This window comes from Curvibacter microcysteis, from assembly GCF_028649455.1.
GTDB classification, from domain to species: domain Bacteria; phylum Pseudomonadota; class Gammaproteobacteria; order Burkholderiales; family Burkholderiaceae_C; genus Curvibacter; species Curvibacter microcysteis.
Genome location: NZ_JAQSIO010000002.1, coordinates 434,830 through 457,980 on the forward strand (window position 1 = coordinate 434,830; position 23,151 = coordinate 457,980).

A 23,151-nucleotide genomic window follows, 5' to 3' on the forward strand; every position below is an offset into this window, starting at 1 on the left:
GGCAGTGGGAAAAGGCCCAATGTGAGGCGGGCCACGCGCTTTGGCTGTGCGCTGGACCACGCTCAGGCACCCGCGTGAGGCCGTGTGCGCCGGCGCACCGACCTCGCGGTATCCGCTCCCCACACTGGGCCGGTCCGCCCTGCGGTGGGCTCGGTGCCCGCTCATGGGTGCTGATCTTGGCGAAGGACTGAGCATGGGCTGGATTCACAAGGGGCTGATGGCCCTGGGCGCGATCACGCTGGGCGCCATGGCGGCGGCGCAGGACCCGGGGCCAGCGGTGCCCTCGCAAGGGCAGTTGCTGTATGAAACCCATTGCATCAGCTGCCACACCACCCAGGTGCATTGGCGCGCCCGGCGCGTGGCCACCGACTGGTCCTCCCTGCAGGCCCAGGTGCTGCGCTGGCAGGCCAACAGTGGGCTGGCTTGGCGCGAAGCCGAAGTGCTGGAGGTGACGCGCTACCTCAATGACAGCATCTACCGCTTCAGCCCGATGAGCACGCCGCTGAGCGTGCGCCAGGACCAGGCGCCCAGGCCCTGAATTCGGCTTGAATGCGCTGACGCGGCATCGCTCTGGCGAGTGTTGCTTTATGAGACAGTCAGGGTAATCCTGATGAAATATTTGACCCGAGTCATCTTGGCGTTAGCAAAATTAGTTCCAATAGGTACGTTGGCGAACAAAACAGGCTGTTGTTGTCCTGGCGCATGGTGGCCGGGGCGTTTCATGAGCGGCTCTGCGCTGAACGCCAGCGATTTCTTCACAGGACCCCGATCACCCCCATGACCCGCTCCCTTTCTGTTGAGCCTTCGTCCCAGGCGTCCCCCTCCCAAGCCACTTCGCCCAGCCACTTTTTCCAGCACCACGGCATGTGGGCGCCGGGCGTGCGACTGTTTCGCAAGCTGCAATTTGGTGCCAAAGCCGGCTGGATCTCCTTGGCGTTTTTGATCCCCCTGGTCCTGCTGGCACTGGCCTATGTGCGCACCAGCCAGGCCACCATCAACTTCGCCCAGCACGAATTGGCCGGGGTGTCGGTGATCCGCAAGATCGAGCCCTGGTTGGTCGAGGTGCAGCGCCAGCGCCGCCTGGTCTTGTCTGGCTTGGCCGCGACCACCGACCTGAATGGCGTGACCCAGCAGTTGGAAGCGGTCAAAAGCCATTTGGCGGGCTTGCAAAGCGAGGTCGACGTGCGCAGCGAGTTCGCGGCCGTGGAGCAATTGCACCAGACCCTGAAGGGTCAGGTGGGCAAGGCGGGCTTGGACGAGTTGGAGCAAAGCTTTCAGCGCTATGTGGACGCCGTGCGCGAGTTGCGCGTCACCGTGCTGGACCGCACCGAGCTGACCCTGGACCCCGACCAGGACACCTACTACCTGATGACCCTGTCCACCGACGTGGTGGCTGAAGTGATCGAATCCATTTCGCGCACCCGCGCCATGTCGGGCGTGCTGGAGCGGCGTGGGCGTGCCGACCCCGAAGCGCTGCGACGCCTGTATGGCATCTGGTACCTGGGCCATGACCGGGTCGGTGCCATCGGCAAGGCCGCTGCCCGTGCCGCCGAGGCCAACCCCGAGGTGCGTCAGCGCCTGCAGGTGGAGGGCGCGGTGAATGCTTCGCGCGCTTTTTTGGACACCGCGGCCAAGTCCTGGTTTGAAGGCACTTACCGAGCCGACCTCCAGGGCCTGGAGGCCCCCGGGCAAAAGGCGGTCGACCAGTTGCGAGCCGTCAGTGCCGAGAGCCTGAAGCTGTTGGCCGAATTGCTGCAAAAGCGCATTGACCGCACCGTGGCCGAGCGCCAGCTCTTGCTGGGCGTGTCGGTGGTCTTTTTGCTGGTGGCCGTGTACCTGTTCTATGCCTTCTTTTTGGTCATGCGCGGCGGCTTGCAAGAGGTGACGCGTCACCTGGAAGCCATGACCGAAGGTGATTTGACCACCTCGCCCCGCCCTTGGGGCCGTGACGAGGCGGCGCACCTGATGCTGATGTTGTCGCGCATGCAAGACAGCCTGCGCCAGATGGTGCTGCAGGTGCGTCAGGCCTCGGACGAGATCGTGCATTCCAGCACCGAGATCGCTGAGGGCTCGATGGACCTGTCCGCGCGCACCGAGCAAACCGCGGCCAACCTGGAGCAGTCCGCGGCCGCCATGGAGCAAATCGGCACCACGGTGCGCCAGACCTCGGACCACACCCAGGAGGCCACCCGCATCGCCGCGCAAAACGCGACCATCGCCGGGCGCGGCGGTGAGGTGATCGGCAACATGGTCAGCACCATGGAAGACATCCAGGCGTCGTCCAAGAAGATCGAGGCCATCATCGGGGTCATCGACGGCATTGCCTTCCAGACCAACATCCTGGCGCTCAACGCTGCCGTGGAGGCGGCGCGTGCCGGTGAGCAGGGTCGGGGCTTTGCCGTGGTGGCCAGCGAGGTGCGCCTGCTGGCCGGGCGCAGTGCGGAGGCCGCGCGCGAAATCAAGCAACTGATTGCCACCAGCGTCGAAAAGGTCGAAGGCGGCACTGGCGTGGTGCGCGAGGCCGGCGCCACCATGCAGGAGATCGTGGCCAGCGCCCAGCGCGTCAACGAGCTGCTCAGCTACATCGCCACCGGCTCGGTGGAACAGACCCAGGGCATTGGCCAGGTCAGTGAAGCGGTGCAGGACCTGGACCGCGCCACCCAGCAAAACGCCGCCCTGGTCGAGGAGACCGCTGCGGGGGCTTCTGCCCTGCGCGAGCAGGCCCAATCCCTGGCGCACGAAGTGGCTCGCTTCCAGGTGCCTGAAGGCATGTCGGTGGAGGCTCGCCCCCAGCTGGAGGTGGCCGACCTGAACGTGGACTCGGCCATCGAGGCGCACCGGCAGTGGAAGGTCAAGCTGCGCGCGGCCATCGAGAACCGCAGCCAGCTGGACGCTGACACCATCTCCTGCGACGACCGCTGCCCCCTGGGCCAGTGGCTGCACGGTCGCGGCGGCCAGCGCTTTGGCGGCAAGCCCAGTTTTGTGGCCTTGCTCGAAGAACACAAGGGCTTCCACCTGGCCGCGGGCAACGTGGCGCGCCGCATCAATGCGGGGGCCATGGCCGACGCCCAGCGCATGCTGGGCGCGGGGTCGGAGTTTGCCAAGGCCTCCACTTCGGTGACCACGGCCTTGTCGCGCATCAAGCGCGGCATTTGAGTTGGCCGGCCCCCTTGGGGCCTGGGCACTGAATGCGACTTGTGTGCGCTGGGTGATGGCGGGGGGGCGGCTTTACCGCTACAAGTTCAGATCAACCTGAATCTGGACGCCCCCCATGCCCGACACCCCGCCCTCCGGGCTTGACGCCGCCACCGCTGCCCGCCGACTGCGCGAGGACGGCCCCAACGAACTGGCCACCAGCCAGCGACGCCCGCTGCGCGCCTTGGTGGGGGAGGTGGTGCGCGAGCCCATGTTCCTGCTCATGTTGGGTTCGGGAGGCATTTACCTGGCCATGGGGGACGCTCGCCAGGCCCTGATCCTGCTGGGCTTTGTGCTCATCATCATGGCCGTGACGGTGTTGCAGGAGCGCCGCACCGACGGGGCCCTGGCGGAGTTGCGTGAGCTCTCCAGTCCGCGCGCTTTGGTCTTGCGCGGGGGCGTGAGCCAGCGCATCCCGGGGCGCGAGGTGGTGCGCGATGACGTGCTGCTGCTGGCCGAGGGCGACCGGGTGCCCGCCGATGGGCAGCTGCTGCAGGCCCATGAGTTGAGCACCGACGAGTCCCTGCTCACGGGTGAGTCCGAGCCGGTGCCCAAGCAAGCGCCGCTGGGGCTGGTGCTGGCCGGCACCCTGGTGCTCAGTGGCCAGGGCCTGGTGCGGGTCACGGCGGTGGGTGCGCACACGGAGATGGGCCGCATCGGTCAGTCCCTGGACGAGGTCAGTCTGCAGCCCTCGCCGCTGCGCCAGGAGATGGCCCGCCTGACCCAACGCCTGGTGTTCTTCGCCTTGGCGGTCTGCGCGCTGTTGGTGGGTTTGCTGTGGGCTTTGCGGGGCGACGCCTTGGCCGCCGTGTTGGCGGGCATCACCTTGGCCATGGGCCTGTTGCCGCAGGAACTGCCGGTCATTTTGATCGTCTTCCTGGCCTTGGCCGCACGGCGCCTGGGACGCCAGCAGGTGCTGACCCGGCGCCTGAGCGCGATCGAAACCCTGGGCCAGACCACGGTGCTGTGCGTGGACAAAACCGGCACCCTGACGCGCAACCGCATGGCGGTGCACACCCTGGTGGCGGCGGGTGCCGAGCAGGCGGTGGGTGATCTGGCCCCGGGCGCCTTGCCCGAGGCCTTTCACCGCCTGTTGGAGTACGCGGTGCTGGCCAGCGAAATAGCGCCACACGACCCGATGGAGCAGGCCTTGCAAAGGCTGGCGGCCCAGCAGCTGGCGGGCTCCGAACACCTGCACCCCGAGTGGCAGCTGGCGCGCGAATACGAACTGTCGCCCGAGCTGATGGCCATGAGCCACCTGTGGCGCGGGGCGTCGCCCCAACAGGACGTGGTCTCCACCAAGGGCGCTCCCGAGGCGGTGGTCGACCTGTGCCACCTGCCGCCAGACCAGGCCCAGCAGGTGTTGCAGCAGGCCGCAGCCCTGGCCGACCGGGGCTTGCGCGTGCTGGGCGTGGCCCAGGCGCGCCACCCCCGGCACCAAGATTGGCCCGCGCAGCAGCATGACTTTGACTTTGAGTGGCTGGGCCTGGTGGGGCTGGCCGACCCCTTGCGCCCCGAGGTGCCGGCCGCCATGGCCCAGTGCCAGCGCGCGGGCATCCGGGTGGTGATGATCACCGGCGACCACCCGCGCACGGCGCTGGCCGTGGCCGCGCAGGCGGGCATTCCGGGGGGGCAGGCCTTGACCGGCGACGACCTGGCCGCCCTGCCGCCGGGGGAGTGGGCCACCCACCTGGCCTCGGTTCAGGTGTTTGCCCGCGTCAAGCCGCAGCAAAAGCTGGCCCTGGTGCAGGCCTTGCAGGCGCAGGGCGAGGTGGTGGCCATGACCGGCGACGGGGTGAATGACGCGCCGGCCCTGAAGGCCGCGCACATCGGCATCGCCATGGGCCAGCGGGGCACCGACGTGGCCCGTGAGGCGGCTTCGCTGGTGCTGTTGCAGGATGACTTTCAGGCCATCGTCACCGCCATCGAGCGGGGGCGCCGCACCTTTGCCAACCTGCGCCAGGCCATGGTCTACACCTTGGCGGTGCACCTGCCCATCATCGGGCTGGCCTTGTTGCCCGCGCTGCTGGGCTGGCCCCTGGTGCTGACGCCCTTGCACATCGCGTTTCTGGAGTTGGTCATCGACCCGGCCTGCTCCCTGGTGTTCGAGGCAGAGTCCGGCCGGACTGGGCTGATGGCCCAGCCACCTCGGCGCCGCACCGAGGCCTTGCTGTCCGCGCACGCCGTCCGCTTGAGCCTGCTGCAGGGCTGCTGGATGACGGGGCTGGTCCTGGCCTGGTACGGCGGCTTGACCTGGCTGGGTTGGGGCGCGGCTACGGCCAGCACCGCCGGCTTCATGGCCTTGGTGGCGGGCAATGCGGCCCTGATCTTGCCGTGCCGCTCACCGACGGGCCGCTGGCGCGATCTGTTTCAGGGCCTGCCCCGGCTCAGTGCGGGGGTGCTGTTGGGCACCTTGCTGGCCCTGGGGCTGGTCACCACGGTGCCGGGGCTGGCCCGGGCCTTTGGCTTCGCGCCCCTGCCGTGGGCCCTGGGGGCCGGGGTGATGTTCAGTGCCCTGGCGTCCCTGGTGGTGTTTCAGCTCAACAAGCGCTGGCTGCAGCCTGCGACCTGAGGGGCGATGGCGGCGCTTGTTGAGGGCTGATGGGGACGGGCCGGTCGGTGTCGAGGCGGCTGGTCAGGTTCAGGTCAGGCTGGGCCCGTTATCGTGCCAGGCAAGTGACCTGAACCTGCCATGAAGCTCCCCGTCCAAGCCCCTCTCGACGACTTTGAAATGACCCCTGCCGGGGCCGATGGTGTGGGCCACGCCTCGTCGCCTGAGGTGCATGCACAGGGGCCTTGGCGACGCTCGGGCTGGCTGCTGCTGTTGGGGCTTCTGGCCTGGGCTTGGCTGTTGTTGAACCTGGACTGAGCACTGGGCCAAGTTCTGCTGGGGGGCGTCGGTTCGGCACGGCGCGGGCAGCCAGGCCATCGCGGCTGGGGCCAATGGCCTGAGGCTCAGGTGGCCGGCCGGTCTGGCAACAGGCGGTCGTATTCTTTTTTCACCACGGCGTAGCACTCGCAAGTGCGCTGCTCCAAGCCCGGGCGGTTCAGCACCGTGATGTGGCCGCGCGCGTAGCGGATCAGCCCGGCGGCCTGCAGCTGCAGCGCCGCGCCAGTGACCCCCTCTCGGCGCACGCCCAGCATGTTGGCGATCAGTTCCTGGGTCATGACCAGGTCGGGACCTCGGAGCCTGTCCAGGCTCAGCAGCAGCCAGCGGCACAGCTGCTGGTCCAGGGAGTGGTGGCGGTTGCACACGGCGGTCTGTGACATCTGGGTCAACAAGGCCTGGGTGTAGCGCAGCAACAGGTGCAAAAACGGGCCGGCATGGTCGAATTCACTCTTCAAGGTCTGGGCCCGCAGCCGGTAGCCCATGCCCGCGCTTTGCACCACGGCGCGGCTGGGGGTGGAGTTGCCGCCCATGAACAAGGCCACCCCCACCACGCCTTCGTTGCCCACCACGGCAATTTCAGCCGAGGCGCCGGTGGCCATCACGTACAGCAAAGAGATGATGGCCGTGGTGGGGAAGTAGGCGTAACTCATGGTGGCGCCGGATTCATACAGGACCTTGCCCAGCGGCAGTTCCACCAATTCCAGCTGGGCCATGACCGGCGCGAAGGCCGGTGAGTCCATCGCTTTGAGCAAATGGTTCAGGTGCGTGCCTTGGGGTAGCGCTTCTTTAGGGTACATGGAAGTCCTGTGGTGTGACAGCGTTGAAGACCGAGGCAAGCCTTCCAGGATTCCCTCCCTGTGTGGCCCACCCCGTGGTGAAGTCTGGCGGGCAAAGAGGTTTCAATATGTACGCTGACGAACATAGGTCATTGTGCGCTGCCGTACGTAATCGGGTGAGACCTGATTTCCTGCTGAAAATCTTGCAGCGCTGACCCACGACTTGGGGCGCGCCGCTGCGTGTCGATTCAGCACTGGGCCCCCTGGGTCAGGGTGTGCTGCCAGACAGAAATGGCCCTGGGCTTCGCTCAGACTGCCCGCAGCCACTCCCGCTCACATTCCCTCAGGACCCTCGCATCGACCACTCACTTGCCAATCGCCTGCTGGCTCAGCTGGGCCCCGATGAGCGCCGCCGTGTGTTGAGTCAGGCCAAGCTGGTCGAACTCGACGAGGCGGCCCCACTCGCCCGCGCCGGCCAAGCGCTGACCCACGCTTACTTTCCCACCGATTGCTTGATTTCCCTGCTCACCCACCGGGTCCAACCGCGCTGCTTTGAGGTCGGGCAGTTGGGTTATGAAGGGGTCTTGGGGGCGGGCTCGGCGCTGGGGGTGTCGGCCTGCGCGTTTGATGCCGTGGTCATCGGCGCGGGGCGGGCCTGGCAGATCGATCTGCAGCGTCTGCGCGCCCTGTGCCAGGCCAGCCGGACGCTGAGCCTGTTGATGACGCGATTCCTGTACTTCGAGCTGTCGCAGATGGGGGCTCTGGCGGCCTGCGCTCACTTTCACAGCCTGGAGCAGCGACTCGCCCGCTTCCTCTTGATGAGCCTGGACCGCCTGCGCGTGCCTGACCTGAGGATGACCCACGAAGCCCTGTCCCTGATCCTGGGGGTGCGCCGGGCCAGTGTCACCCTGGCGGCCGGTGAGTTTCAGCAGCGCGGCTGGATCCAGTACAGCCGAGGTCACATGCTGGTGCTCAACCGCGCTGGCCTGCTCAGCACGGTGTGTGCCTGCTACGGGCAGGACCTGTCGACCTACGAGCAGGTGATGCAGGACGTCGACTGGGTCAAGCCGCCGCGCACCCGCCGCTGAGGGCATCGCGGCAGCGCCTGTGCGCTGGCGCTGCGCGTGCGCTGCACGCAGGCCCGGCGGCCGCGCAGGACCGTGATCCGCCGCACAGACCGGCCGGGCAGGGCGCTCGGACACTGAGGCCTTTCCACCCCGTCCGGGCCTGCGCCTGGATCGCCAAGGCCCTTCATGAACTCTGTTCACCCCCCCGCACCCCGCGTTCTGGCGCCGGCTTTGATCAGTGAAGCGCAGCTGCGCGCCGACGTGCTGGAAGCCCTGGCTTGGGAGCCTGGTGTGGATGCCCGCCGCCTCGTGGTGCAGGTCTGCCAGGGGCAGGTGAGCTTGCTGGGCCGGGTGCCTGACCTCGCCAGCCTGCAGTGCGCCCTGCGCGCCGCAGCCCGGGTGCGAGGGGTGCAGGCGCTGCGTCACAGCCTGGTGGTGCAGCCCCTGCAGCACGCGCTGCTGTGGGCCGAACCCCTGCTGTCGCCCACCGGGGCCGTGCCGGCCCAGGCCTGGGCGCGGCCGCGCTGAGGGGCTGCGCCATGCTGCGGGGCTGCGCCATGCAGAGGGTCTGCGACATGGCGCGTGCCCGCTGGGGGCCGGCCGGCCGCGTGCCCGCCGATCGGCCTCGCGCTCCTCCTGGATGCGGTGGAAGTGCGCTGCCAGACAGACCCCGGGGTTCGCTCTCCGCACACTGCAGTCCTGGGTCTGGCAGGGCTGCCACCGCAGTCCAAGGCCCCCAACCGAGTCAGGAGAACACCATGTTCCAACGTCCCCGCTCTTTCACTTTCTGGGCGCGCGACCCTCGCATGGGTGATCAGCCCGCCCTCGCTTGGCAGGCCGGTCTGGTCTTGACGGCCTTGTGCCTCACGGCCTGTGCCGGTGTGCCCGTGCCCGAGGCGCAGATGGCCGCCGCCGAAGCCGCCGTGCGCAGCGCCAGTGCCAGCCCCACACCGGAGTTCGCCCCGGCCGAGCTGCAGTTGGCGCGCGACAAGCTGGTCAGCGCCCGACAAGCCTTGGCGGCACGCGACAACGCCTTGGCGCGCCGCTTGGCTGAACAGGCCGTGCTGGACTCGCAGGTGGCTGAACTGCACGCCGAGTCGGTGCGCTCCCGCCAGGCGGCGCAAGAGGCACGCGCCGCTGCCCGGGCCTTGCAGGAAGAAATCAACCGCAAGCCCTTGTTTTGAACGCTTCAGGACACCCCATGACCGCCCACTTCACCCTTCGCCGCACGGCCGCTTTGGCCCTGATCAGCACCCTGGCCGCCTGCGCCGGTGTGCCGGAACGCAACCTGGCCCTGGAAGAGCTGCACCAGCGCAGCACCGCGGCCCAGGCCGATCCCCAGCTGCTGCGCCTGGCGCCCGCCGAATGGCAGGCTGCCGAAGCCGCCCTGCGAGCCGCCGACCAAAGCGCGCAAAGTGGCGCCCCCTTGTCCACCGTCAACCACGCGGCCTACCTGGGCGCCCAGCGCCTGACCCTGGCCAAAGAAGCCGCCAGTGCCCGCGCCGCGCAAGAGGAGGTGGCGGGCGCGGCAGCCCAGCGCGACCGCCAGCGCCTGGCCAGCCGCACCCAAGAAGCCGACCAGGCCCGCCTGCAGCTGGGCGCGGTCCAGCAGCAAAGCGCCCAGCAACAGCAAGCCCTGGTCGCTGCGGGCACGGCGGTGCAGTTGCAACAGTCCCAGATGCAGCAAGGCGAGCGCCGCGTGGCCGATTTGGAATCGCAGCTGCGTGACCTCAACGCCCGCCAGACGGAGCGCGGCCTGGTGCTCACCCTGGATGACGTGTTGTTTGACACCGGCCAGTCCCGCCTGCTGTCGCCTGCCACGCCCAAGATCGAGCGCATTGCCGATTTCCTCAAAGCCAACCCGCTGCGCACGGCCAGCGTCGAGGGCTACACCGACAGCGTGGGGGGCAGCCAGGCCAACCAGGCTTTGTCCGAACGCCGCGCCGAGGCCGTGACCCGGGTGCTGCTGACCCTGGGCGTGCCGGCCGGCCAACTCAGCACCCGCGCGTACGGCGAAGAGCAGCCCGTGGCCAGCAACGACAGTCCATCCGGCCGGCAAATGAACCGCCGTGTGGAGATCGTCATCGCGCCCCAGCCCGGCAACGTCTCGCAAAAGTAGGGCACCGCCACCCGAGCGCCCTGTGTTCAACCCCTTTGGGATTTGCCATGCCTCGATTTCCTGCTTCCCCCACCCCCATCGCCCCCACCGGTGTGAGCCCGGTGCCGGACTGGTCGCCCTTGCTGCAGAGCCTGAGCGCTGTGCTGGGGCGCGCGGGCGTGGCCGCCTTGTTGCTGCGCAGCCTCCACCTGTTCCTGGAGGCGCAACGTGGGGCCCAAGCCCGCAGCTGGCGAGCCCAGGTGACGGCCTTGGGGCCGCAGCCGGAGCTGTCCGCCCTGCAGGCCTTGCTGCGCGAGTCGCCCGGCGGCAGCGCCCCGCTGGGCGCGCAGCCGGGGGTGTTGTGGGCCTTGCGCGGGCTGTTGCAGCAACTGCTGGGCCCGGACTTGAGCCAGACCCTGGAACAGGAGGCCGCTTCCCACGCGCTCCAACAGCCTGAAGCCTGGCTCAGCGTGGTGTTGCAGGAGCCACTGAGCCAGTGGGTGGCTGCGGCCGGCCTCACCCATTGAGCGTGCGCTGGACGGCCCCCTTCACCACCGCGGACCCCTAGGCCCATGCCCCAGTTGTCGTCCCCGGCCCCGCTGCCGTCGGCCCCCTCGCAGGCCCGCTCCCTGGTGCTCCTGGCGGCCCATGCCCAGCGCCTGCGCTCGCAGGTGCAAGGCTTGCAGGCCGAGCGCCAGCAACTGCAGCAAGACCTGTTGCAGAGCCGCCAAGCGCTGAGTCAGGCGCAAGACGCGCAGGGCCGCCACGAGGCGCGCTTGCGCGCCGCCAATGAGCACCTGCTGTTGGCAGCACTGCAATCCCAAAGCGAAGCTGAACGCGCAGCCCAGGCGCTGCAGGCGGCGCAACAGGCCAGCCAGCGCGACCCGCTCACCGACACCCCCAACCGGGCCTTGATGCTGGACCGCCTGAGCGGCGCCATCACCCTGGCGGGGCGGCGCGGCCAGTGGCTGGCCGTGCTGTTCCTGGACCTGGACAAGTTCAAGCTGATCAACGACCGCCTGGGCCACGCGGCGGGCGACCTGGTGTTGCAAACCGTGGCGCGCCGCCTGGGCGCCTGCGTGCGCCAGTCTGACACCGTGAGCCGCCACGGCGGTGATGAGTTCCTGATCCTGCTGTCCGAGCTGGCCCGGCCCGAGCACGCTCAGCTGATGGCGCGCAAGATGCTCGCCGCCTTGGCCCCAGCCTGCCCGGTCGGGCCCTTGTCCTTGCGCCTGTCGGTGAGCCTGGGCATCGCCTTGTTCCCGCGTGACGCGCAAGACGCAGCGGCCTTGATCGCCTGCGCGGACCAGGCCATGTACCGCGCCAAAGCCCTGGGGGGCGGGCGCTTGGTGGCCTACAAAGACCTGGCGTGAAGGCTGGCGGATCGCAGGCGCTGGGCGCTTCGGTGCGGGAGCGTACACAGACCGTGGCCCAACGCACAGACCCCTCCTGAGCCCGTCGATACATTTTCTAACAACCCGGCAGCGCGGGGTCTTTCACGCCAAGTGAGGGGCTCGCCTCAGCCGCAGGTCACCTCAGGACAAGGGAGCGCAAGCATGGATCGACTCACGGAGACCTGGCACCAAGTCAGCCTCGGTCTGGACCACCTGGCGGAGCACAGCGAATGGACCTTGATACCGGCCAGCGCGGCGCCCACCTCGATCTGGCAACCAGGGCCCCTGGCCCACAGCGTGCTGATGCTGATGGCCAGCGTGCTGTTCGGCATCATTTTGGTCATGTGCGTGTACGCACTGCGCCACGGCCTGCTGACCCTCAACCGCTTGCTGGCGCCGCAGCGCCACCCCTACCTGGACATTGACCAGGCCCCCTGGCCGCAGATCACGGTGTTCATTGCAGCGCACAACGAAGAGCTGGTCATCGCCGGCTGCCTGGGCGCCTTGCTCAACTCCAACTACCCCCCCGAGCGTCTGAAGATCGTGCCGGTCAATGACCGCTCGCGGGACCGCACCCAGGCCATCATCGACGACTGGGCGGCCCGCCACCCGGGGCGCATCAAGCCATTCCACCGCAGCGGCGGCAAGGCCGGCAAGGCCGCGGCCCTGAAGGACGCGCTGGTCCACGCCGAAGGCGACATCGTGATCATCTTCGACGCCGATTACGTGCCCGGCCGGGGCCTGCTCAAGCAGCTGGTGGCACCGTTTTTTGACCCCGAGGTGGGCGCGGTGATGGGCCGGGTGGTGCCGGTCAACACCGGCGCCAACCTGCTCACCCGCATGCTGGACCTGGAGCGCGCCGGCGGCTACCAGGTCGACCAGCAGGCGCGCATGAACCTGCGCCTGGTGCCCCAGTACGGCGGCACGGTGGGCGGGGTGCGCCTGTCGGCGGTGACGGCGGTGGGCGGCTGGCACGACGACACCCTGGCCGAAGACACCGACATCACCTACCGCCTGCTGCTCAACGGCTGGAAAACCATCTACACCAACCGCTCTGAATGCTATGAGGAAGTGCCCGAGGACTGGCCGGTGCGCATCCGCCAGGTGCGGCGCTGGGCCAAGGGCCACAACCAGGTGTTGCTGCGCTATGGCTACGCCTTTGCGGTCAGCCCCTTCCTGAGCTGGCGCGAGCGGCTCGACGGCCTGTTGCTGCTGTGCGTCTTCGCCTTGCCCCCCTTGCTGCTGCTGGGCTGGCTGCTGGCCATCGGCCTGTACTTCTTCAACGCCGGCACCTTGCTCACGCAGCTGATCTCGGTCTTCGCCCTGATGGCCTACGGCACCTTGGGCAACTTTGCCGCCTTCTACGAGATCGCCATCGCGGTGCTCCTGGATGGCAACCGGCGGCGGCTGCGCCTGCTGCCCTTCAGCCTGCTGGGCTTTGTGATCAGCCTGTTCGCCATCACCGCGTCGGTCGGCAGCCTGCTGGCCGACCGCCTGCTGCGCCGCAGCCTGGTCTGGGAAAAAACCGTTCGCTACAGAAAGCCGAGCCTCGAATGAACACCTTGTCACTGCCGCTGTCCTGGTCGCCCTCCCTGCCACTGGCCTACCTGGTCTTTGCCTTGGTGTGCAGCGCGATGCTGCTGATCGCCTTCTTGCCCGCCTGGCGCGAATGGCTGTGGCCCACCGATGTGGCGCCGCTGTGGGTCTCACCCGACTACAGCAGCGAGATCGACCACTTCAGCGACCAATTTCGCCGCGTGGTGCTGGCGCGCATCGGCCAGCCCGAGACCAGCGCCGCAGCGACCGACACGTTCGACATCCTGCCCGTCGTGCAGGACGACCTGGACTGGCCGGCGCTGCGCAGGCCAATGATCTCGTTTGCGTCCATCCGCTCCCTGCGGGCCATCCGCTGCAACACCTTGCTGTTTGTCAACGGCGACCTGCACGCCAGTGCCCACAGCCGCTTTGTCGGCGTGTTGTCTCAGGGGCGCTTGCAGCTGGGCGAGGGCTGCGAGATCCAGGCCTGGGCGCATGCCGACCAGACCCTGCAACTGGGCCGGGGCAGCACCGCGCTGCGGCGCCTGTCCAGCGACACGGCGGTGGAGCTGGGCACGGACTGCTGCTTTGAGCGCATCCAGGCGCCGCTGATCCGCTTTGGCCTGCTGCCGCCCTTGCATGAGCGCGGCCGGGCGCCCCGGCGCTTGATCGTGGCCTCGTTTCACTTGCTCGACGGCGCCATCCGCCAGACCGAGCAGCTGACCCTGATCCGTGGCCACTGCAAGTTGCCGCGCGACCGCCTCTACGTCGGCTCGCTGGTGGTCACCGGCCGCTTGCTGATTGGCGCGGGCACCGAGGTGCGCGGCAACATCAAGGCGCGCGGTGGTGTGGTGGTGGGCGCGGGCGCCCGTGTCCTGGGTTCGCTGTGCAGCGAGCAGCAAATCCAGCTGCTGGACCACGCCCAGGTGCGCGGGCCGGTGGTGTCGGAGTCGGCCATCCTGATCGGCACCCAGGTGGTGCTGGGTGAGCCCGATGCCCCGACCACGGTGAGTGCCGAGCACATCCTCGCCGAGGCCGGCGCCAGCGCCCACGGCACGGTGTGGGCGCGCCAGCTGGGGGTGGTATGGGCCGCTTGAAAGCATGGCGCGCCGCCTGCTGGCTGCTGGGGGCGTTGGTGGGGGGGCTGGGTGGCAGCGCCACGGCCGCCACCCCGGTGCGGCTGCAGTTGAACGGCTATGCCGGGCCCGAAGGCGCCATCAGCGTGCAGCACAGCGGCGACACGGTGGACCCGTACTTTGCCTTGCAGGCCTTGCTCTTGGCGCGTGAATTCGGTCTGGACATCAGCGCCTACGCCCAGCCCTGGGCGCAGTGGCTGTTGGCACGGCAAAAGCCGGACGCCACCTTCGACCGCTTTTGCCGCCGCGGCCCGGTCTGGGCCCCTTGCAAGACGGCGGACGCGGACGACACCTTGCTGGCCTTGTGGCTGCGCCTGGTCGACAGCCTGCCCCCGGCCCTGAGCACGCAGGCCCCCTGGCGGGCCAGCCACCGACTCAGCAGCGAGGCCCTGGCCCGGCTGATGGACCGCGAGCGCGGCATCTACCTGGTCTCACCGGTCTACCCCCACGGCCTGCTGATGGACAACCTGGAAGTGCTGTCCTACCAGGCCGCCTGCCGCCACGACTGCCCCGCCGTCAAGGCGCGCAGCAAGCGCCTGGCCGAGGCCATCCACACCACGTTTTGGGATCGGGCGGCGCGTCGCTTTTTGGTCTCGACCCAGCCCGAACAAAAGACCGTGGCGGCCACCTTCTACCCCGAGCATGTGGGCCAGCTCTACCCCTTGCTGTTTGACTTTCAGCTGCTGGGCCTGCACCCGCACACCCATTACCGCGACTGGATGCGCGAGCACCGGGCCAGTTGGCTGGCGCAGTCGCAGCACGACTTTGCCTGGGGTTTGGTGGCCTTGGTGGCCTTGAAGTTTGACGACCGGGCCAGCGCGGCCTGCTGGCTGCGCGACAGCGCCCATGCCCGAGGCGGCGCGCACTGGATCGTCACCGACGAAGTGGTGCAGCAAATCCTGCAAAGCCGGGCCGTGGCGCCCGCCCCGGCGCAGGCCTGGTGTGGCTGAGGCCGCTGGCCTGTGTGACGCCTTTGGACTTGTTTTTCACAGGAGGTTTGCCAGCCCCTCGCGGCCTGTTTCCCGATTGCGTCTTGGCGCTGCTCCGGCGGGGCCGGCCAGCTCTTTTCTCCACCTCATTTGACAGGTTGATCCATGCGCCCCCAAACCTACCTTGCCTGCTTAGGCACCCGCCCGGAAATCATCAAGATGGCCCCGGTTTACCGCGAACTCAAAGCCCTGGGCCACAGCGTGCTGGTGCTGCACACGGGGCAGCACGAGGCGGTGGCCCAGGCCCTGTACCAGTTCTTTGACATGCCACCCGACATCAACATCGACCTGCAGCGCCAGTCCGGCTCCCTGGCGCACCTGAGCGCAGCCTTGCTCAGCGGCATCGATGGCGCCCTGGCCACGCTGCGCCCGGACGTGCTACTGGTGCAGGGCGACACCACCTCGGCCCTGGCCGGGGCGCTGATTGGCTACTACCACAACCTGCCCGTGGCCCACATCGAGGCGGGCCTGCGCACGGGGGAGCGGGAGCCCTTTCCCGAGGAGAAAAACCGCGAGCTGATCGGTCGCCTGTCGCGCTGGCACTTTGCGCCCACGCGCCAGTGCAAGTACAACCTGCTGGGCGAGGGCGTGCCGCTGGCGCACATTTTTGAGGTCGGCAACACGGTGATCGACGCCGCCCTGTGGACGCGCGAGCGCCTCAGCACCCCAGGCTTTGACCTGGCCGCCGAGCTGCCGCCGCCGCTGCGCCAGTTCCTGGACACCTACCCCCAGCAGCGCATGGTGCTGGTCACGGCCCACCGGCGCGAGAACTGGGGCCAACCCATCCGCGACGTGGCCCAGGCCTTGGCCCGCTTGCTGGCCTTGCAGGAGAACGTGGTCGCGGTCTGGCCCGTGCACCCCAACCCCGCCGTGCGCCAGGACGTGGAAGCCATCGTGGCGCGCCTGCCGCTGTCGGTGCGCCAGCGCATCTGCCTGACCGAGCCCCTGGGCTACCAGGCCATGATCGCCATGCTGTTGCGCTGCCATTTCACGCTGACCGACTCGGGGGGCATCCAGGAAGAGGCCTCGGCCTTTGGCAAGCCCGTGCTGGTGGCGCGCAAGAGCACCGAGCGCCAGGAGCTGGTGCAGGCCGGCGGTGCGGTGCTGGTGGGCACCGACGTGAACGCGATCGTCGAGCACGGCCACGCCTTGCTGACCCAGCCGGCCTTGCTGCAGTCCATGCAGCTGCGCCAAAGCCCGTTCGGCGACGGCCGCGCCGCCGCCCGCATTGCCGCCATCCTCAGTGAGGCGGCCGAGCTGGAGGAGCCGCTGCCCGTGCTGGACTGGCCCTTGCCCGTGCTGCGTTCGGCCCCGTCCCTGGCGGTGTTCGCATGAGCGCCGCCACCGACTCCCTGGCCCCGACCTGGCCCGCCGCGGCGGGCTTGCGCTGGCCGCGTTCGCACGGTTGGAGCGTCCCGGCTGCCGCCCTGGTGGCCTGCCTCAGCCTGCCCGCCTGGGCGCAAGACCAGCCGGTCGACGCCCCGGCCCAAAAGACCGCCCCGGGCCTGCCCCTGGGCGAGCCCGGGGCCGTGCTGCCCCAGCGCAGCCTGGAGATCGGCCTGGGCGCGCAGAACCTCAGCAACGGCTTTGGCAACTGGCGCGAATTGCGCATCAAGGGCAGCTATGAAATGGGGGCCCACCTGCTGCAAGGCGAGGTGCATGCCAAGCGCCAGTTTGGCCAGTCAGGGCAGTTCTACGGCGTCAGCGACACCGTGACCTTGGCGCCGGACTGGTTTGCCATCGTCTCGCTGGGTGCGGGCGACGGTGCTTTCTACCTGCCCCGGGTGCGCGCCGATGGTTTTCTCTACAAGAAGTGGCTGCCGACGCAAAGCCTGCTGACCTCCGTCGGGCTGAGCTACTACCAGGCCCCCGACGGCCACATCGACCGGGCGCTGAGCTTGGGGGGGGCCTATTACTTCGAGGCCCCCTGGATTGCCGAGGCTGGCGTGCGTTTCAACCGCAGCAACCCTGGGGACATCGCCACCCACCAGCAGTTCGTGGCGCTGAGCTGGGGCCGGGTCAAGCAAGACATCGTCACGGTGCGCTATGGCGCGGGGGGCGAGGGCTACCAGGCGATTGCCTTGAACACCACCTTGATCAACTTCCAAAGCCACCAGGCCACGCTGGCCTGGCGGCACTGGACCGATGCGCGCAGCGGCTGGGTGCTGGGGCTGGAGCATTACAGCAACCCGTTTTACGAGCGCAAGGGCCTGAACCTGGGCGTGTTCCATCAATTCCAGTGAAGGCCTGAAATGAAAAACACCCTCGTCACCACCGCCGACCGCGAGCTGGCCTTCCAGGCCGCGCGCCGCCGCCTGGCCCAGGCGCAGCACACCCACCGGCAGACGCGGCCGCACCGGTCCATCAACCACGTCACGCCGAGCTGGGGCTTGGGCGCGCAGATGCCGGCCTTGCCGCTGCTCTTGTTTTCAGCCCTGTACCTGGGCCAGGACCTGCTCTACGCCTTTTGGCGCGCCGACCTGTTGGCCTGGGCCGGCTGGCTGCAGCTGCCCTTGCGGGCGGCCACGGCCCTGGAGCCGTCCGAGGCCCTGGGCCTGGTCTGGCAGCCCGGGCCGCAGGATGGTGGGCTGAGCTCGGCCCAGGGCAGCGCCCTGGGGGCGGCCTTGGTGCTGCTGGCGCTTGTGGGCTCGCACTTTTTGCGTGGCCCGCGCTTGCCTTTGCAGTACCTGGTGCGCATCGTGTGCGCGGTGCAGCTGATGGCCTTGCTGTACTTTTGGTGGGCGCCGCAGCCCTATCCGCACAGCCTGCTCAACCATGTGAGCGACATGCTCAACGCCGGCTACGCCTTGTTGCTGGCCATGCCGATCTTGCTGGGCCTGGGCTATTACGCCTTGCACCTCAGCGTGTGGCGCAAGCTGCTGCACAGCCTGTTGATGCTGGCCTTTGTGGTGCTCATGGTGCCGCAGCAAGCCCTGGTGCATTTGCTGCTGCTGCACCACGGCTCGCCGGTGTTCATGCCCGTGCTCTACATCTGCTTCGGGGCTTTGTTCGACATGATGGTGTTCGTCGCGTTGTACGCCTGGGCCGCCAGCACGGCGCCCAGCACGGCCACGCTTTGAGCCCACGGCAGGGGGCGGGGCGGGGACGGGACGCCGGGTTCAGGCTGTTTTCACCCATTTGTCTGTGGGCCAACGTACCCAAACAAGGCATCCGGAGGGGGGCTGCCGACAATTCGGGCACGGTCAGCGCTGAGTCGCAGGCCGTGGCGGCGTCGGGGCGTGCTCAGCACGACTGGCGGGTGCCGCTGCGCGAATCATCTTGATGCGTGGCGGGTGCTGTTCCGTCCACCAAAGGTCCCGCGATGCAACGTCGACATTTCTTTTTGGCTCCAGCCGCATTGGCCAGCGGCGCCTGGGTGGGGGCCGCCTCGGCGCAGACCGCGCTCAGCTGTCCCCCCGTCACGCCGCCCGTGGTCACCCCATTGGCGGGCATCAATGTGCTGGCGGAAATCAAGGCCTTGCGCATCAACAGCGGGCCCGTGGCCGGGGGCTTTGAGATCGCGCCCAACGGGCGGCTGAACTGGTACTTTGCCAACCTGGGGCTGCTGTCCATCGTGCGTTTGCTGAGCGTGGCCGAGCTGGAGACCTTGATCCTGCCTTACCTCAAGCTCTACCTGTCTCGCCTGCTGCCCAACCAGAGCATCGACGACGTCAACCTGCCGTATGGACGCGCCAACCCCAGCGTGATCACCACCGTGGCCTCGGATTCGGACGACGCCTACGCCGCCACCTTCTTGTCCCTGGCCACGCGCTATGTGCGGGCCAGCGGCAACTGGACCTGGTGGGAGGCCAACAAGGCGCTGATCAAGCAGGTGGCCTACCGCAACCTGGCCCTGACAGCCAAGCCCAGCGGTCTGACCTCGGTGTTCCAGAGCCCGCGCAGCCAGAGCAACTCGATCGGCTACCTGATGGACAACTGTGAGGGCTACCGAGGCCTGCGCGACCTGGCCGCCTTGCTGCGCTCGCGCAGCGAGTTGGTCGACGCCAACTACTACGACAACCTGGCCTCCAATGCGGCCCAGGGCATCGTGCAGCAGACCTTCAAGTCGGCGGCCAAGGCCTTCACCGCGAGCGATGCCTCGCCGCTGCCGCAGTCGGTGTTCTACCCCGGCACCAGTTGCCAGATCTATGCCCAGGCCTTTGGTTTGGTGGAGCTGGCGCCCTTGTTTGACTACGGCTGGGCCTACCTCAACCAGCAGTCGCCGGGCTGGGAAACGGGGCGCTACGACCCCTATCCCTGGGCCATCCTGGGCCAGGTCGCGGCACTGCGCGGGCAGACCACGCAGGCGCGCACCCAACTGGCCCACATCGAGCAGCTCTTCAGCACCAACCGGGCGCTGGTCACCATCAACGAGCTGGGCTTTTACCAACGCGCGCGCTCCTTGCTGGCAGGCCAGCCCGAGGTGTGAGGCGAGCGCGGTGCGGGGCTTCATGGGGCTCAGCTGCATTGCGCCACCGACCAACCCGGCGCGTCGCCCAGCTGGCGGCAGTCCCAGCGCAGCCGTGTGCCGCAGTCCTGGCAGGCGTAGTGCAGCACTTGGCGTGGGTGCCGGCTGGGCTGGTCGTCGGCCAGGGGGGGGCCCGGGCTCCATTCGGTGGCGCCCTTGAGTTGCAGCCGCGCATGCGCGGGCGTGCTGGGCGGGTGTTGGGGCAGTTGGGCGCAAGCAGGGCATTGGGTCATGGCGGTGGTCCTGGCTGGGAGGAAGAGCGGGTCCTGGTCGGTCGCGGGGCGCGCTCAGCGCAAGGCCTTGAGCAAGGCCTCGAACTGGGCGTGCAGGTGGTGGTCGTGCGGCGTCACCGGGGGCACGTCGCGCTCCAGTTGCAGCAGTTGGTACACCGCGGTCTGGGCCGAGCGCACCGAGTACTCGACGGTGAACACCGTGTCCAGCGGCAGCTCGACAAACTGGCCGAGCAAGGCGAAATCCCGGCTGCCCGGTGGCAGGGGCAGGGGGCGGTCCCCAGGGGCCCGCGGCAGGAACATGCTGGTGATGAAGGGCATGCGGCAGGGGATGCAGATGGCACCCGCCAAGCTGCCCGGCTCCAGCCGCAGGTGGCCTGCCAGCTCTTGCAGCAGCTCGGCGCCGGTGCAGTCGTTCATGGCCTTGTTGACGAAGTTGCCGACTCGGTCTGGAAACAGGCCGTAGCCCCAGCACACCTGCACGCTGGCCGGTTGGTGCGGGAAATGCGGCTGGTGGGCCAGCACGATGGACATCAGCCAGTGGGAGTCGCGCAGCGTGACCAAGCCGCCGGTGCCGGCCTCGTTGCCACTGAAGCGCGCCATGGTGTCAAAGAAGTCGGGGGTTTTCAGGGTCACGGTGAACGAGGTCCAGTTGGACAGCGCGGGCTGGCGGTTGAACACCTCGGGCCGGCCCAGGCCGGGCCGTTGCGCGGCCAGCTGGGTCCACAGGGCCCAGGCCCCGTGAGGGTCGCTGGCCTGGGCGGGGGCGGGTTGCGCCATGCTGCCCAGGCTGCTGGCGTCGGTCATGGAGCCGTTCTGCAAGAAGACCAGGTCCCCTTGCGCCACGGCCTGGTGGTGGGGCTGGCCTTCGCGCAGGCTGTGCAAGGCGGTGACGCGCCAGCCGCTGTCGCTGTCTTGGTGCTCCAACCGGGTCACGGTGCAGCGCGGCACCACATGCACCCCTTGGGCCAGCAACCACTGCTGCAGCGGCCGCACCAGCGAGTCGTACTGGTTGTAGACCGTGCGCTTGACGCCCGCCAGGGTTTCGATGCGGGCAAATTCGAGCATGAAGCGGTGCAGGTAGCGGCGAAACTCCACCGCGCTGTGCCAGGGCTGGAAGGCAAAGGTGGTGCACCACATGAACCAGAACGGGGTCTCGAAAAACGAGGGTGAGAGGTGGTCGGTGATGCAGGTGTTGCCCAGGGTGTCCTCGTCGGCCTGGTGCAGGCGCAGCAGCTCCAGCCGGTCCTGCATGGAAAAGCCCATGCTCGTCACCGGCATGCGCGCGCGGTGTCGGTTGACCAGCCGCGCCAAGGCATGCGAGTGGTGCTTTTGGTTGAACTGCAGGGTCTCCTGGTGCACGCTTTGCCCGGCCTGGGTGATGGAGGGGATGCTGCCAAACAGGTCCCAGGTGCATTCGTAGTTGTCACTGGTCAGCATGCGCCCGCCGCGCATCACATAGCCTTGCTCGGGGTCACCGGCGCCGTCCAGGCTGCCACCGAGCACGGGGCCCGCCTCCAGCACGGTGATGCGTTCGCCGCTCCAGCCGCCGTCGCGGATCAGAAAGGCGGCTGCCGCCAGCGAGGCGATGCCGCCACCAATCAAAAAGGCCTGGTTGGGAGGGTTCATGAGAGGGCGTTCCTTGTGACGAAGCCGGCGGGGCAGGGGGCCCATGCCAAGGACCCGAACTTAGGCCTGCGTGCTGGCTGCGTCGGTGCGTTGGGCCACACCCGGCGGGGCCGCATCGATGGGGGCCCGGTGCGCCAGCACCCAGGTGAACTCCGCCCCCAGCAGCACCGTCAGGGCCGAGCCATAGACCCACACCAGCCAGGCCACCAAGGCGCTGGCGGCGCCAAAGCCGCTGGCCACGCCGCTGTGGCTCAGGTAGCTGGCAATGGCCCATTTGCCCGCCGTGAAAAGCACCGAGGTCACCACCGCGCCCAGGCAAGCGTCGGCCCAGCGCACCGGCTCGTGGGGCATGAATTTGTAGATCGCCGCGAACACACCGGTCAGCAAGACCCAGTTCAGGCTGTGCTGGGCCAGGTACAGCAGGGTGGGCCAGGGTTCGGTCCCTCGGGGCTCCCACCAGCTCAGGGCCGCGCTCACCCCCAGGGACAGCAGCAGCCAGGCGCCCACGCCCAAGGTCATGGCCAGGGACAGCAGGCGCCTGCGCAGGGCGCTGCGCCAGGCCGGCAGGCGCTGCAGCCCGGCCGGCGCGGGGGCGGGCGGCAGCTTCCAGATGCGGTCGAAGTTGTCCTGCAACTCGGTGAACACGCTGCTGGCCCCGATCAGCAGCAGCAACACCCCCAGCACCGTGCCGTGGACCGGTGCCGACAGGGCCGGACCGCGCAGCCAGGCCGCCACGGTCAGCGCCCCTTCGGCCCCCCAGGTGTCCTCCAGCCGCAGCAGCAGCTCGTGGCGGGCGGCGGCGTCACCGAACACGGCCCCCGCCACCCCGAGTGCGATCAGCAGCAGGGGCGCCATGGAAAACAGTGTGTAGTAGGCCAAGGCAGCGCCCATGCTGGCCGCGCGGTCTGCCAACCAGGCGTCCAGGGTGGCCAGCAGCAACTGACGCCCGCGCAGCCGCTCAGAGCGCGGGGCGTTCAAAGAGCCCGGCGGCCACTCAGCAGCCCCACCAGCACCATGACCAAGGCCACGAGCAGCAGCAGGTGGATCAAGCCGCCCAGCGTGTAGGAGGTGACCAGGCCAAGCGCCCAGCAAAGGATCAGTACGAGGGCGAGGGTGTAGAGCATGGCGGTCTTTCGGCAAGCCGCCCGGGCGACACAGGCGGGGGCAGGCCTGGGCCAGTGTGGGGGGCCTTTGCCGGGCTGACTGTTCGCTTGGGCACACAGCCGCGCTGGGGGCAAGGGGCGGCGCAGGCCCTGGCGCAGCGTGGTGCAGCGTACCGACAGCCAGCGCTTTGGCCCCCATGCTCAGCCAGCGCTCCCGGTGTGGGCCTGGTCCTTGAGGCCGCAGCCAAGCCGGGGCCACTTCCAGTGAACCTGATCTTCAAGGAGCTATTGATGACCCCCTCTTTCTTTCGCCGCAGCACGCTTTTGGCCTTGCTGGCTGGCTTGACCTTGCTCACCGCTTGCGCGGCCACCAGCCGCAGCGAAGGCACAGGCGAATACGTGGACGACACCGTGATCACGACCAAAGTCAAGGCCGCCGTGCTGGACGACCCGGGCCTGAAGTCGTCCGAGATCAATGTCGAGACCTTCAAGGGCCGGGTGCAGCTCAGTGGCTTTGTGCGCAGCCAGGCCGACATCAACCGGGCCCTGGCTTTGGCGCGTGACGTCAAGGGCGTGACCAGTGTCAGCAACGACATGCGCCTGAAATAAGCCGCTCGCCGCCTTTCCCCTCTATTCATGA

Annotated in this window: 23 protein-coding genes; 18 read left to right on the forward strand and 5 right to left on the reverse strand. The window is 68.5% G+C overall.

The genetic code is table 11. From position 1 onward, the window contains the following. Nucleotides 1-193 precede the first annotated feature (193 nt). The 4 genes from PSQ39_RS07245 to PSQ39_RS07260 all read left to right on the forward strand — a co-directional run bounded on the left by PSQ39_RS07245 (nucleotide 194) and on the right by PSQ39_RS07260 (nucleotide 6,064). Nucleotides 194-538, forward strand: coding sequence for a c-type cytochrome (locus PSQ39_RS07245; protein ID WP_273926031.1), 345 nt, complete (start codon nucleotides 194-196; stop codon nucleotides 536-538). A 239-nt stretch (nucleotides 539-777) separates the two neighbouring features. Beyond that, entirely contained in the window at nucleotides 778-3,156 is a 2,379-nt protein-coding gene (locus tag PSQ39_RS07250) for a methyl-accepting chemotaxis protein (RefSeq protein WP_273926032.1), read from the forward strand. 115 nt (nucleotides 3,157-3,271) lie between these two features. Then, nucleotides 3,272-5,767, forward strand: coding sequence for a cation-translocating P-type ATPase (locus tag PSQ39_RS07255; RefSeq protein ID WP_273926033.1), 2,496 nt, complete (start codon nucleotides 3,272-3,274; stop codon nucleotides 5,765-5,767). A gap of 120 nt (nucleotides 5,768-5,887) precedes the next feature. Further along, complete coding sequence (locus PSQ39_RS07260) at nucleotides 5,888-6,064, forward strand: hypothetical protein (protein ID WP_273926034.1); 177 nt, start codon at nucleotides 5,888-5,890, stop codon at nucleotides 6,062-6,064. 86 nt (nucleotides 6,065-6,150) lie between these two features. On the opposite strand, the gene PSQ39_RS07265 is transcribed toward PSQ39_RS07260, so the two are convergent. Then, nucleotides 6,151-6,825, reverse strand: coding sequence for a Crp/Fnr family transcriptional regulator (locus PSQ39_RS07265; protein WP_273926368.1), 675 nt, complete (start codon nucleotides 6,823-6,825; stop codon nucleotides 6,151-6,153). Between the two features lie 452 nt (nucleotides 6,826-7,277). On the opposite strand from PSQ39_RS07265, the gene PSQ39_RS07270 reads away from it, so the two are divergent. The 13 genes from PSQ39_RS07270 (at nucleotide 7,278) to PSQ39_RS07330 (ending at nucleotide 19,510) form a co-directional block, all read left to right on the forward strand. Continuing rightward, complete coding sequence (locus PSQ39_RS07270) at nucleotides 7,278-7,949, forward strand: Crp/Fnr family transcriptional regulator (protein WP_409242001.1); 672 nt, start codon at nucleotides 7,278-7,280, stop codon at nucleotides 7,947-7,949. 165 nt (nucleotides 7,950-8,114) lie between these two features. Further along, nucleotides 8,115-8,456, forward strand: coding sequence for a BON domain-containing protein (locus tag PSQ39_RS07275; RefSeq protein ID WP_273926036.1), 342 nt, complete (start codon nucleotides 8,115-8,117; stop codon nucleotides 8,454-8,456). Between the two features lie 230 nt (nucleotides 8,457-8,686). Then, a complete protein-coding gene (locus PSQ39_RS07280; protein WP_273926037.1) occupies nucleotides 8,687-9,112 on the forward strand; it encodes a DUF4398 domain-containing protein in 426 nt (141 codons plus the stop codon). Nucleotides 9,113-9,129: 17 nt separating this feature from the next. Continuing rightward, complete coding sequence (locus PSQ39_RS07285; RefSeq protein ID WP_273926038.1) at nucleotides 9,130-10,047, forward strand: OmpA family protein; 918 nt, start codon at nucleotides 9,130-9,132, stop codon at nucleotides 10,045-10,047. Between the two features lie 47 nt (nucleotides 10,048-10,094). Next, complete coding sequence (locus PSQ39_RS07290; protein ID WP_273926039.1) at nucleotides 10,095-10,553, forward strand: hypothetical protein; 459 nt, start codon at nucleotides 10,095-10,097, stop codon at nucleotides 10,551-10,553. Between the two features lie 45 nt (nucleotides 10,554-10,598). Beyond that, complete coding sequence (locus tag PSQ39_RS07295; RefSeq protein ID WP_273926040.1) at nucleotides 10,599-11,399, forward strand: diguanylate cyclase domain-containing protein; 801 nt, start codon at nucleotides 10,599-10,601, stop codon at nucleotides 11,397-11,399. 183 nt (nucleotides 11,400-11,582) lie between these two features. After that, nucleotides 11,583-12,977, forward strand: a complete 1,395-nt coding sequence (locus PSQ39_RS07300; RefSeq protein WP_409242002.1) for a glycosyltransferase family 2 protein — start codon at nucleotides 11,583-11,585, stop codon at nucleotides 12,975-12,977. Further along, nucleotides 12,974-14,053: a bactofilin family protein gene (locus PSQ39_RS07305; RefSeq protein ID WP_273926041.1), complete on the forward strand. Its 1,080-nt coding sequence runs from the start codon at nucleotides 12,974-12,976 to the stop codon at nucleotides 14,051-14,053. The genes PSQ39_RS07300 and PSQ39_RS07305 overlap by 4 nt, the downstream gene beginning before the upstream one ends. Then, the gene (locus tag PSQ39_RS07310) at nucleotides 14,041-15,042 is read left to right on the forward strand and encodes a hypothetical protein (RefSeq protein WP_273926042.1); all 1,002 of its coding nucleotides are present in this window, start codon (nucleotides 14,041-14,043) and stop codon (nucleotides 15,040-15,042) included. The genes PSQ39_RS07305 and PSQ39_RS07310 overlap by 13 nt, the downstream gene beginning before the upstream one ends. Nucleotides 15,043-15,186: 144 nt before the next feature. Continuing rightward, on the forward strand, nucleotides 15,187-16,416 hold the full coding sequence (gene wecB / locus PSQ39_RS07315) for a non-hydrolyzing UDP-N-acetylglucosamine 2-epimerase (RefSeq protein ID WP_273926043.1): 1,230 nt from the start codon (nucleotides 15,187-15,189) through the stop codon (nucleotides 16,414-16,416). Beyond that, a complete protein-coding gene (locus tag PSQ39_RS07320; protein ID WP_273926044.1) occupies nucleotides 16,413-17,324 on the forward strand; it encodes a YaiO family outer membrane beta-barrel protein in 912 nt (303 codons plus the stop codon). The genes wecB and PSQ39_RS07320 overlap by 4 nt, the downstream gene beginning before the upstream one ends. A 9-nt stretch (nucleotides 17,325-17,333) precedes the next feature. Beyond that, nucleotides 17,334-18,161 carry a hypothetical protein gene (locus PSQ39_RS07325; RefSeq protein WP_273926045.1) on the forward strand — a complete coding sequence of 276 codons (828 nt, stop codon included), beginning with the start codon at nucleotides 17,334-17,336 and terminating at the stop codon, nucleotides 18,159-18,161. A 242-nt stretch (nucleotides 18,162-18,403) separates the two neighbouring features. Then, on the forward strand, nucleotides 18,404-19,510 hold the full coding sequence (locus PSQ39_RS07330; protein ID WP_273926046.1) for a hypothetical protein: 1,107 nt from the start codon (nucleotides 18,404-18,406) through the stop codon (nucleotides 19,508-19,510). 29 nt (nucleotides 19,511-19,539) lie between these two features. Here PSQ39_RS07330 and PSQ39_RS07335 read toward each other — a convergent pair whose 3' ends face one another. From PSQ39_RS07335 to PSQ39_RS07350, 4 genes are read right to left on the reverse strand one after another with little or no spacing between them, the layout of a single operon-like run. Beyond that, a complete protein-coding gene (locus PSQ39_RS07335) occupies nucleotides 19,540-19,782 on the reverse strand; it encodes a hypothetical protein (RefSeq protein ID WP_273926047.1) in 243 nt (80 codons plus the stop codon). A gap of 54 nt (nucleotides 19,783-19,836) precedes the next feature. Next, on the reverse strand, nucleotides 19,837-21,408 hold the full coding sequence (locus tag PSQ39_RS07340; RefSeq protein WP_273926048.1) for an oleate hydratase: 1,572 nt from the start codon (nucleotides 21,406-21,408) through the stop codon (nucleotides 19,837-19,839). Between the two features lie 60 nt (nucleotides 21,409-21,468). Continuing rightward, nucleotides 21,469-22,386 carry a YihY/virulence factor BrkB family protein gene (locus tag PSQ39_RS07345; protein ID WP_273926049.1) on the reverse strand — a complete coding sequence of 306 codons (918 nt, stop codon included), beginning with the start codon at nucleotides 22,384-22,386 and terminating at the stop codon, nucleotides 21,469-21,471. Continuing rightward, nucleotides 22,383-22,532 carry a lmo0937 family membrane protein gene (locus PSQ39_RS07350; protein WP_273926050.1) on the reverse strand — a complete coding sequence of 50 codons (150 nt, stop codon included), beginning with the start codon at nucleotides 22,530-22,532 and terminating at the stop codon, nucleotides 22,383-22,385. Before PSQ39_RS07350 ends, PSQ39_RS07345 begins: the two co-directional genes overlap by 4 nt. 270 nt (nucleotides 22,533-22,802) lie before the next feature. Here PSQ39_RS07350 and PSQ39_RS07355 point away from each other — a divergent pair, with 270 nt between their 5' ends. After that, the gene (locus PSQ39_RS07355) at nucleotides 22,803-23,120 is read left to right on the forward strand and encodes a BON domain-containing protein (protein WP_273926051.1); all 318 of its coding nucleotides are present in this window, start codon (nucleotides 22,803-22,805) and stop codon (nucleotides 23,118-23,120) included. The last annotated feature ends 31 nt before the right edge of the window (nucleotides 23,121-23,151 follow it).